Origin of the sequence: Asticcacaulis sp. AC460 (assembly GCF_000495795.1) — a bacterium.
GTDB lineage: Bacteria > Pseudomonadota > Alphaproteobacteria > Caulobacterales > Caulobacteraceae > Asticcacaulis.
This window is the reverse complement of the sequence record NZ_AWGD01000045.1, coordinates 42,515-52,206: the sequence shown is the minus strand read 5'-3', so window position 1 is coordinate 52,206 and position 9,692 is coordinate 42,515. Positions and strand designations below refer to the sequence as shown.

The following is a 9,692-nucleotide window of genomic DNA, read 5'->3' as shown; positions in this document are numbered from 1 at the left end:
CGGCTGACACGGTTATCTCCCAGGTCAGCTACACCCTGGCCGACAACCTGGAAAACGTCGAACTGGCCAGCTGGGGTACGGCGGCGACCAATGCCTGGGGCAACGCGGTGGCCAACCACGTCACCGGCGGCCGCGGTTCCAACCAGCTCTATGGCATGGACGGCAACGACACCATCTCTGGCGGTGAAGGCAACGACACCCTCGACGGTGGCGCGGGTGCCGACTCCATGGCCGGCGGTCAGGGCTCCGACGTCTACTACGTCAACGATGCCAATGACGTCGTCTTCGAAGACTCGATCTCCGGCGCGGGTACGGACACGGTCATCTCGACCGTCTCCCGCACCTTGGCAGCCAACGTCGAGAAGCTGACCCTGGACGGCGCGGGCGACATCTACGGCTTTGGCAACACCATGAACAACACCATCACCGGCAATATCGGGGCCAACGCCCTGGACGGCGGTGCGGGTGCGGACACCATCACTGCCGGCGCCGGCGCCGACTCCATCTTCGGCGGCACGGGCAATGACAACCTGACCGGCGGTGACGGCGCCGATCGCTTCGCCTTCAACAAGACGGGTGGCGGCACCGACCACGTCACGGACTTCCAGGTGGGCGTCGACCACCTGGCGTTCAACGCGTCGGAGTTCACCAACAGCCTGGCCAACACCCTGTTCACCAGCAACGCCAACGGTACGGCGGTCGGCAATGTCGGTCAGTTCATCTACAACACGACGACCCACACCCTGGTTTGGGACAGCAACGGCACCGGCAGCGGCGGCGTTACGGCCACCGTCGTCTTCGACAACAATGTCACCATCACCAAGTCGGACCTGGTCTTCCTGGTGTAAGACGAAGGTTCCGCGCAAACTGAGAAAGGCCGGCGGGAAACCGCCGGCCTTTTTCTTTCAGTAAAAGGCAATTCTTCTCCTCTCCACTTGCGGGGAGCGGTGGAGGGGTATCTTGCAGAAGGCAGCCCAGCCCCCGCCCTCCCCTACTTGAACACCAGCGCCATGATCACCGTGAACATCGCGCCCCCTACGCCGATCAGCAACAGATTGACCCGATTGGTGAGATCCTTCACATCCCCTTTCACCGTGGTCAGCCCGTCATCGATGCGGCTGTAGCGCTCGGCGCACACCTGCTCGTGGGTCGAAATATCGGCCTGAGCCTTGAACGCCGCGTCCAATGCCCGCTCGGCGACCGTCTGTTCCGTCATGGCTTACAACCCCTTCCCGGCTTGAAAATCGGCCAGCGACCGCCCGCCGGTATATTGAAAGTGCGGATACTCGCGAAACCGGGTCCAGTCCCCGGCCCAGTCCAGCCCGTGCGCCTTGCCGATAGCCCCGATCCTCAGCCACAGCCGGCGGTCTTCACAGGCGGTTCCCCACACCGGCTTGCCCAGCCGCAGCGGCACGACATCGAACGCCACCCGCCAGTTATGAAAGGACTGTCCGCCCTTTGCATTGGTGACCTTTTTGCCGGGCCGGCTGCGTCCCTGGGCATAGAGCGCATCCTGGCTGTCGTGGTCACGATAGGTGGAGGTGACGAGGAGTTCGATCCCCTGGGCATTACAGCTTTCGAGGAACGCGCGCGCCTTGGCCGCGACGATGGGATGGAGCGCGGCGATATCCCGGGTATTGATCATTGGCCGCCCTCCCCGCTGTTGCGTGACTTGCCCCAGTAATATCCGGCAACGAGCGTGAGGATGCCGATGATGGCGGCGCCGGCCTGGATGAACATGTCCTGGTTCCCGACCGGCACGGGCACAAACGCCAGCACAACGAGGATAAAGGCGACAAACCCGATCAGGGCAAAAACCAGCACATGCTGAACTTCGAGTTTCATACAATTCCCCAATAAAAAACGCCGCTGTGGAGCGGCGCTTGCAGAGTATTTTGTTAAATCTTGTTAGCGGCGTTTGCGCCAGAAAGGCGTATCAACACGCCGCGACCCTCGAGAACCGGGATTAAGCCAAAAATGGTTTATAGCCTCCCTGTTTCTGGCAAACCCGGATGGAATTTTACCTATCCAATCAACGTAATTGTAGTCTTGACCTTCCCAATAATGGGACACTCTCGTGGCTGGTTCGCCGTCCGAATAATACTTCACCATCCAGCCAAAGTTCACAGTCCGCGTCAATATAGGAAAATAGTCCATTGATACGGCACAATCGTCGAAGAAATACATCGAGTTGTAAATACACAGAATCCCCCCAGGCTTTAATACATCATGTAATAAATTTATTTCATCAACAAATTTTCCGAAGCCATATACGTCCTTTATATTCACCACTTCCTCCCGCAGGGGAAAACGGCAAAACACGCTCATCGCCAATATCAAATCATAAGGGCCGCCAGAAAATACTGCTTCATAAGTCGATTCCTCTATCGAAATTCGGTCATGGGAAATAGCCGACGCCTTCTGCAACGCCTTTTCGTCGAGATCTACTCCTTTGATAATTGCATTAGGAAACACATCCGCCGCGTCCAGACATTCCTCACCAGAAGAACAGCCGAATGACAAAATACGCAAGGCGCGCCGACTTCCCAAAATAGCCGCCGCTTCTAGAAGAAAGGGAAGGTTTCGCCCCCTCCTAGTGCTTGTATGTATCTGGTGACGCTGTCCCAAGGATTTATTTCAACATTTCGAAAGGCACTGCCAAAATAAGCAAAAAATTCAATCCTTTATCTTTCGCCACAAAGTCACATCATGCAGCAGATGGGCGCAAGTTTCAGGATTGATCCACTCTTGGCGAATGCCATTTGCCTGAAGAGTCTTATCCTGTCTTTTCATCTCGATCCACTCATCTTCGGTCAGTTCGTCACCGCGAAAGAGTACGACATTACGGTTTGCGCGGCGGCCATCAGGTTTGTGCCTGACCATCCAACTACCATAAGGCGGAAATCCTCTGGCTTCAGGCTGGTACGCATCGAATAATGAAAAGTCGTCAAAAAAATATGCGGCATTGAATAGACCCAATATCCCGCCGTGAGCAAGATGACGATGAAGAAGACGAAGGCCATCATCAAAATGCGTGATCGGGTACAGGTGAGAAATATCCTCAAACTGCTTTGATTTTGGAAAAACGCAAAATACATTCATCGCAAAAATCGCGTCAAACGGACCGTGCGCACGAAGATTTCCCTCTGTTGAATCCATAATTGAAATGCGGGGATGATGAATATGGGCCGCCTTTTTTAGTGCTTCTTGGTCGACATCAACCCCAGTGATATCAGAATAGCGAAACACCTCAGCCAAATCGAGGCATTCCTCCCCGGTAGAGCAACCGAAAGACAGTACCTTCAGCTTTTTACGTCTACCAAAAAGACGCCTCGCGGATCGGAAAATATCGGCATGTCGCCCATGAAATGTTTTTGTGTGCGTTTGGTGTCGTTTAGTCAGTTCGTGCATACCCATCCCCATAAATTACACACAATACGCATGCGCATTTCAGTTTCGCAACTTTGCGAAAAATGAACAAATTAACATATGATAAACTATGCCTGCTTGATCCAAAGCGAGACATCAGTATGACGACCAGAATAAATTTCCGATGCTACCCACTCGTGCCTCGCAGAATCTTTCCTTAAATCCGGACTAACCGCCTTCAACGCTCTCCACTCTTCCCGAGAATATTCCTTCCCTTCGTACGTTGTATAAATACTTGTCGCCCGCTTCCCGTCGGGACGATATCGTTCCATCCAGCCGCTATGTAGGTTTACACCATGCATCAAAGGGGCGTATTTGGAATAAACTTTTGTATCATCAAAAAAATACTGGCAATTATACATTCCCAAAACACCGCCAGGCTTCAAATACCTATCAAGGTCATGTATCATCTCATCAAACATATAAAATGGATAAATTTCAGATATATTATCCAAGCCCTCCGTTGAGGGATAACGACACAATACATTCATAGCAAATACAATATCATATGGCGCGCCGGAAAGTATATTTTCTTCCGTAGAATGCATGAATTTGATGCGAAAATCATTTATAAGATTAGCTTTTGCCAATGCTTTAATATTAACATCAACACCAATTATCTCCGCATTCGGGAAAATCTCTGCGAAATCTTGACATTCGGCCCCAGTAGAACAACCAAAAGACAAGATTCGAGGTGAATTGGCCAAAACCAACCGTGATGCAATCTCCTGCATCAAATCAGTATGTCGGCCGCGAAAAGTCTGAGTGTGCAACTGGTGGCGGGGTTTGGCGTCGTCCATACCCCACCCTATCACTGCGACTACCTATGCTGCAACGCCGAAGATGTCGGTAATGAAGCGACCATTGAGGTCTATTGGAATCGGATATCCAGTCGAATTGATAGCCACCGCCGAAAGGACCTGGTCAGCTATCTGATCGCCAAACTTGAAGGTAAGGTTATAGGTTCCGGCGAGGGGCTTTATCTTGAATTCGACCGCAGCACGGCTTACCAGCGTTGTCCCCTGCACTTCTATAGGAGACCCCCAATGGCTTGCCGTAGAGATCTGATACCCCGAAATTATAACACTTGAAGTCGAATTCGAAGACGCAAGGCGCGGGGAGTTGCTCGCCGGAACCAGCCCAAATGTCAATGTTCCAAGCGCGGTCGAAATACACGGAGCAATCATCCACATCAGGTATCTCCCCTCCGTCAACTTGATAATTCCGGAAGAAGATACCGAACTCCCTTTAGTACCAACTGCCCCATTTCCATTCATATCAAAATTTGAATACGCCTGAGAAGTGAAAGCTGCAGATGCAGCAACAAGTTGAAAACAACCAAAACTCAAACTACTGGCTATTACGTACATAAAATACGTATTACCAGATGTAAAGGTAAAGTTCTGCTGCCCTCCCGCGATAGAATGGGAGCCTGAACTGCCGTCGCCGGCAATTTTAATAGCATCGAACGAAAACGCCCCCATTTGGTTTTGTGTAACTAAGACGCGAGTTCCTGTTGTTCCCCAAGCTTCTGGCTGAAGCGAAAAATTACCCACCGCTGTCTCTGCTGGTTCCACCAGCAATCCCAAATCTGTCACTGCGGGAGTGCCGCTTGGAAATAATGTAAAATTCCCCGCGCTCGTAAGTGCCCAAGCCTCCGACGGCCGCGAAAATGTCGCCGCGGTTGGATCGGACAACAACGCGCTCCAGGACGTATATTCGCGCCCTTTCAACCACGACCAGCCCGAAACAGGCTTAATATGAAAAGCCGCTCCAGGAGTAACCCAACTTGGCGTAGGCCTCGGCCCGCGAAAAGCCAGCCCCATACGGCCGATACCGAATCCCATCATTTTACGAAACCTGTCCTTTTAGCTTGAATTTCATCTCATCGGCCTGCAAAGCACACACCCCCTTGCCCGTCGGGAGTGACGTGTTACGGTGGTCCACGAAACCGGAACTATTCCAAAGACTTTCGAACCTGAGATGTGACATGGACGGTACCGCCCTCCCCAAGCCTGACTTTGGCAGCTATGACGTCGCGGCTCTGCGGACGCATATTCTTCAGCGCGCAACGGAGACTGACGCGGGAACAGATCCCTTCCGTCATCTCTACATAGAAGAGATTTTTCCCGACTGGTTTTACGAAGAGCTGCTTGCCCTGATGCTCCAGAAAAAGCACAGCGACGACCTTCAGGATCGCCGGCAGGACAGCAAGGCTTTCGTCACTAAACGGTTCAACCTTGTTGAGTTCGACCACCCGCTGATCAACTGCCTTCGGGCTGTCTTCAATGACACCGAAGTCAAACTTCTTCTGCTTCAGAAATTTTACCTGGACCCGGACGAAGAATTCGCTGCCAGTCTGGCCATCCACAAAGAATTCGAGTTCTTTTTTACCAAGGCGGGACGTTTTCAGAATATCCACGTCGATATTCCGCCAAAGTGTCTATCCTTCGTTTTCTATTTTCCGGAGCATGAAGTTTCTCCCGAAGAAGCCGAGCACAATGCGACCGTCCTTTACGACAAAAACCTCACGCCGCACTATCCCGCCAAATATAGACGGAACACCTGCTGTATTTTTGTCGCCCACTTCCATTCCTACCATGGCTTTGCATCGACCATCGATCGTGATGTCCTGGTCATGTTTCTGATCAGCTATCCCGAACTGGCGGAATGGTTGCGCCTAAAGGGATCAGGCAAGGAAATGCCGCCCTATAAGGAGATGCTGGACGCCATTGAAAACAAGCTTCGCCGTTATCCGTTGATTGAGTACGGAACCAGCGAAGAAATGCTCATAACCGCCCGCGCAACCTGTCGGATCAACGCGCCCAGCGGCCGCGTCATGCGGGAAGATGAAACCGCACCGGACGTGATGATGTAGCTGCACGCCAGCCCCATCCGACCGATGCCAAATCCCATCATGCTCAGGCTACCGTCACTTCCTGGCCGCCCGTGACGGCGAAATACTCCACCCAGCCCGACGGCACGGTCAGGCTCTTGCCGCCGATGGTCAGCACCACCGGCGTGCCATTGGCGTACACCCGGATGATCCCGGTAATCGCCGGCGTAAACGTCGCGGCATAGCTCTGCACCGGCCGGCCCGCCACGGGTCCGATCCGGCCGCCCTCCTCGCCCATCGCCTTGAACAGCGTAATCTCGGCAGCCATAACAAATCCTTCCAGAAAATGTGAAACCTATAGCCCCAGCCTCAGCCGGGTCACCTCAACGGGTTCGCGCACGAAGCCGAAATCGCTGTCCGACGGCGCACAGACCGGCCGCTCAAAGGCCAGCCAGTCCTCGTCATCCGCGATAAAATAGGCCCGGCATGTCGCAGCCGCCCCACTGCCCCCACCGCCCGTCAGTGTCACCGTCACGGCCGCCTCCAGATTCGCCCCGGCGGAATCCAGCACCACCGAGGTCACCTTCCCGCCGGCCACGACGGCATGCGCCATCGGCCACTGCTTTCCACCATTCGAACCGCCGCCGCCGAACACCACCGTTGGCGCCGACGTATAGCCGCTGCCTCCGCTGGTGACCGTGACCGACCGTGCCGTGCCCAGGGCCGGCGTGTAATAGATCCGCAGGATCAACTGCTCAGCTTCCGAAGGCACAACCGCCGTCGAGGTGAAACTGACATCCCCCTCCGCGGCCACGACCGGACAGGCCCCGTTCGACAGGTCGATCGCATCCGGATTGAGATTATCGTCGGTCAAAGGCGCGACCGCTTCGCGGTACTTCAGGTCCCACGAAAGCTGCTGATTATTGTCCGACCAGGCCGCGCCGCACCACGCCCGCAGCTTGAACGACGGATATTTCCCCTTCAGCTCATGCAGCCGGTCCCCGGTGATCGACTGCGCCACCAACAGGCTGTTCGCTCCGCCCGTATCCTTGTTGCGCTTGATCCGGACAGCATAGCGCCCACGCTTGCCGGCGATCCGGCTGACCGTGGCATTGCCTCCGGTCCGCACGGCATACCACCCGTTCGCCCATTCCGTCCCGGTCGCGGTCACGGCCAAACTCCCGGCCGGCCACTGCAGGAACTCGCCGTTCAGCAAGATCGGCGGCCCGCTATACGGTTCGTACAGCGACGGATAGCGGTTGCCATACCCCGTCCCGACATTGTCGGCCATTCGCACCGCCGGCCCGTCATAGTCGATCTCGCCGAAGTAACAGTTGACCGGGGCGATCGGAGCGATCGCCCCGACGAAGGCCCGCCGGAAGATCCAGTCGGTATCCCCGTCATTCCAGAGCGCCTCGACCAGATCGCCATCGGCCGGCGCCACGAAACCGCGCGTCACCGGATCGACCTCGCCGAAATAGTCCGGGGTCGGTCCCTTGGCGCGGAAGATCCAGTACACATTGACCGACACGCCCTCGACCACGGTCGTCGTGCCGCTCCACGCGATGGCATAGGACTTTCCGCAGTCCCCGCCCGGCACAAAACTGGCATAGCGCCATTCCCGGTCGATCCGCCCGCCGCCGGTAATATCCTGGCGGCTGATGATCTTCCCGAAGCTCGAATGCTGGGCATAGTTGCCGGCCGACGATCCCATCGATCCTGCCACGCCGCCATACCGCGCCACCGACGAACCCCAGTGACCGTTATAATACGAGGTGACCAGGTCGACCCGCGACCCCCGCCCGGACATGTGCACCCCGCCCAGATGGCACTCGACGGCCTCGGCGTGGCGCACATGCATCCGGTCCCCGGTCAGCGAACAGGCCGCATCCCCCGTGCGGTGGGCGTACAGGTAGTCGCACGTCCATTCCCGGCACGAATAGGTCACCCCCAGGGCCTCTTCGCCCAGTGTGTAGAAGGTGGTCTCCAGGTCGGCCATCCGCCCCAGCGCCCTGCCCGTCACATAGCTCCCCGGCGACACCACCGCCGGGTGCGCCACCACCACCTGGGTCTCGGTCATCGCCACGATCTCGAACTCGCCGTTGAAAGCGTCGGCAACCGTCGACTCGACGTGCGAGATCCGCACGCGCTTACCCAAGGCCAAAGCCGGAATCCCCGTCTGTGCCACGATCGGATTGCGCGTCACCGTAAAGGTCGTGCGCCCGCCATTATCCGCCGACCACACCGCCCCGGTAACCCGGTTCAACGCCGTCTTGTGCGAGATTTCACGCTGCGACCACAGGAACGGATGGCTGTCGGCGGTAAAGCGCGTCTCATCGACCCATTTGCGCACCCACAGCACGTGCACCTTGCTGGCGCCCAGGTCGCCATAGATGCCGAAACCCGCGCTGTTGCGGATGCCGGCGGCGATGGTCAGCTCGGAACCACCCTTGATCGCCAGGACCGGCCCGTTCAGCTCATAGCCCCGCACCGTCGCATTGCCCTGCGTACAGTTGCTCAGCAACAGGCCGGAATTGCCGTTGTAATACCAAAGGTCGATGTCGAACTGGCTGCACCCGGTGAACTGAAAGGCATAGGCCGACGATCCATAGACCTTGCCCTGGTATTTCCATGATCCGGGCCCATAAACCTCGCCGCCGACAATACTGAAATTGCGCAGGTTGCTGCCAGCGATCGCCACCGATCCACCATTGAGGTTCGACACCCGCTGATGCGTGAGGATCGACCCGCTCAGGTCCAGATCCACCCCCGACCGCATCTGGATCGGCGTGCTGCCGATGTCGAACAGCCGTCCCTCGCTCGACAGATAGACCCGTTGCCCCAGCCGCATGGCCTGATCGCCGGCAGCATCGATCGCCGCCTGCAGCCACTCCCGCGGGCTCAGCTCCCCCCTGCCCGTATCCGCGACCGACCGGACGACGGGCGGAATGCGGTCGGCGACGCTTCGCCGTTCCGCCCCTTCAAAGGCCGAGAAGAGCGGCGATCCCGACCGCCCGCGCGCCCCGCCAACCAGGACGATATTGCGCGGCGCCGTCATGGCCGCACCCGCAGAACACCGGAGCCGATCTCGCTGGCACCGTCGTCGCCGTCATAGACCGCCGTCAGCCGCCAGTCGAACACAGTGAACTCCAATCCCTCTTTCAGGACAAACTGCGCCAAGTCTTCCGCCGACAACCGCACATCGACCTCCCCGGCGGCGGCATCGATGATGGTCAATCCGCTCTCCCCCTCTGCATCGTTCTCCACCACCGCCACCGGCCCGCACGCAAAGCGGAAACCGGTATAGTCATTGAGGTCGACGGGCTCGAACGCCCCGTTCTCGACATGCGCCATCAGGGTCAGCCCCGCGGCAAAAAAGGTCCCGGCCGTGGCCATCAAAGGCACGGGGGCATAGGTAACGGGCATG

Annotated in this window: 12 protein-coding genes; 2 read left to right on the top strand and 10 right to left on the bottom strand. The window is 56.8% G+C overall.

Annotation, left to right across the window (positions count from 1 at the left end; translation table 11 throughout):
* Positions 1 to 848 (top strand): calcium-binding protein (locus tag ABAC460_RS47205; RefSeq protein WP_023455904.1); only part of this gene is annotated, 848 nt, incomplete at its 5' end.
* A gap of 143 nt (positions 849 to 991) precedes the next feature.
* On the opposite strand, the gene ABAC460_RS47200 is transcribed toward ABAC460_RS47205, so the two are convergent.
* The 7 genes from ABAC460_RS47200 to ABAC460_RS50070 form a co-directional block, all read right to left on the bottom strand.
* Entirely contained in the window at positions 992 to 1,216 is a 225-nt protein-coding gene (locus ABAC460_RS47200; RefSeq protein WP_023455903.1) for a hypothetical protein, read from the bottom strand.
* Positions 1,217 to 1,219: 3 nt separating this feature from the next.
* Positions 1,220 to 1,645 (bottom strand): M15 family metallopeptidase, encoded by a 426-nt coding sequence (locus tag ABAC460_RS47195; protein WP_023455902.1) that lies wholly within the window; start codon positions 1,643 to 1,645, stop codon positions 1,220 to 1,222.
* A complete protein-coding gene (locus tag ABAC460_RS47190) occupies positions 1,642 to 1,845 on the bottom strand; it encodes a hypothetical protein (protein ID WP_023455901.1) in 204 nt (67 codons plus the stop codon). The genes ABAC460_RS47195 and ABAC460_RS47190 overlap by 4 nt, the downstream gene beginning before the upstream one ends.
* 63 nt (positions 1,846 to 1,908) lie before the next feature.
* Complete coding sequence (locus ABAC460_RS49315; protein ID WP_162150359.1) at positions 1,909 to 2,532, bottom strand: class I SAM-dependent methyltransferase; 624 nt, start codon at positions 2,530 to 2,532, stop codon at positions 1,909 to 1,911.
* A gap of 144 nt (positions 2,533 to 2,676) precedes the next feature.
* Positions 2,677 to 3,411, bottom strand: a complete 735-nt coding sequence (locus tag ABAC460_RS49310) for a class I SAM-dependent methyltransferase (protein WP_162150358.1) — start codon at positions 3,409 to 3,411, stop codon at positions 2,677 to 2,679.
* Between the two features lie 86 nt (positions 3,412 to 3,497).
* A complete protein-coding gene (locus tag ABAC460_RS49305) occupies positions 3,498 to 4,229 on the bottom strand; it encodes a class I SAM-dependent methyltransferase (protein ID WP_081716698.1) in 732 nt (243 codons plus the stop codon).
* Between the two features lie 24 nt (positions 4,230 to 4,253).
* Positions 4,254 to 5,279, bottom strand: a complete 1,026-nt coding sequence (locus ABAC460_RS50070) for a hypothetical protein (protein WP_155914770.1) — start codon at positions 5,277 to 5,279, stop codon at positions 4,254 to 4,256.
* Between the two features lie 140 nt (positions 5,280 to 5,419).
* On the opposite strand from ABAC460_RS50070, the gene ABAC460_RS47175 reads away from it, so the two are divergent.
* Complete coding sequence (locus ABAC460_RS47175; RefSeq protein WP_023455898.1) at positions 5,420 to 6,307, top strand: hypothetical protein; 888 nt, start codon at positions 5,420 to 5,422, stop codon at positions 6,305 to 6,307.
* 43 nt (positions 6,308 to 6,350) lie between these two features.
* Here the strand turns inward: ABAC460_RS47175 and ABAC460_RS47170 are convergent, their stop codons facing one another.
* Genes ABAC460_RS47170 through ABAC460_RS47160 form a run of 3 tightly spaced genes read right to left on the bottom strand, consistent with a single transcriptional unit; the run spans position 6,351 to position 9,691 of the window.
* A complete protein-coding gene (locus ABAC460_RS47170; RefSeq protein ID WP_023455897.1) occupies positions 6,351 to 6,593 on the bottom strand; it encodes a hypothetical protein in 243 nt (80 codons plus the stop codon).
* A gap of 27 nt (positions 6,594 to 6,620) precedes the next feature.
* Positions 6,621 to 9,323 (bottom strand): hypothetical protein, encoded by a 2,703-nt coding sequence (locus tag ABAC460_RS48700; protein ID WP_023455896.1) that lies wholly within the window; start codon positions 9,321 to 9,323, stop codon positions 6,621 to 6,623.
* The gene (locus ABAC460_RS47160) at positions 9,320 to 9,691 is read right to left on the bottom strand and encodes a hypothetical protein (protein WP_023455895.1); all 372 of its coding nucleotides are present in this window, start codon (positions 9,689 to 9,691) and stop codon (positions 9,320 to 9,322) included. The genes ABAC460_RS48700 and ABAC460_RS47160 overlap by 4 nt, the downstream gene beginning before the upstream one ends.
* Position 9,692 lies beyond the last annotated feature (1 nt).

What these genes read in the sequence shown, in the direction of transcription:
- ABAC460_RS47160 (WP_023455895.1), bottom strand. Translation starts at nt 9,691, where the DNA reads ATGCCCGTTACCTATGCCCCCGTGCCTTTGATGGCCACGGCCGGGACC.
- ABAC460_RS47200 (WP_023455903.1), bottom strand. Translation starts at nt 1,216, where the DNA reads ATGACGGAACAGACGGTCGCCGAGCGGGCATTGGACGCGGCGTTCAAG.
- ABAC460_RS48700 (WP_023455896.1), bottom strand. Translation starts at nt 9,323, where the DNA reads ATGACGGCGCCGCGCAATATCGTCCTGGTTGGCGGGGCGCGCGGGCGG.
- ABAC460_RS49310 (WP_162150358.1), bottom strand. Translation starts at nt 3,411, where the DNA reads ATGCACGAACTGACTAAACGACACCAAACGCACACAAAAACATTTCAT.
- ABAC460_RS47175 (WP_023455898.1), top strand. Translation starts at nt 5,420, where the DNA reads ATGGACGGTACCGCCCTCCCCAAGCCTGACTTTGGCAGCTATGACGTC.
- ABAC460_RS49305 (WP_081716698.1), bottom strand. Translation starts at nt 4,229, where the DNA reads ATGGACGACGCCAAACCCCGCCACCAGTTGCACACTCAGACTTTTCGC.
- ABAC460_RS50070 (WP_155914770.1), bottom strand. Translation starts at nt 5,279, where the DNA reads ATGATGGGATTCGGTATCGGCCGTATGGGGCTGGCTTTTCGCGGGCCG.
- ABAC460_RS47195 (WP_023455902.1), bottom strand. Translation starts at nt 1,645, where the DNA reads ATGATCAATACCCGGGATATCGCCGCGCTCCATCCCATCGTCGCGGCC.
- ABAC460_RS47170 (WP_023455897.1), bottom strand. Translation starts at nt 6,593, where the DNA reads ATGGCTGCCGAGATTACGCTGTTCAAGGCGATGGGCGAGGAGGGCGGC.
- ABAC460_RS47190 (WP_023455901.1), bottom strand. Translation starts at nt 1,845, where the DNA reads ATGAAACTCGAAGTTCAGCATGTGCTGGTTTTTGCCCTGATCGGGTTT.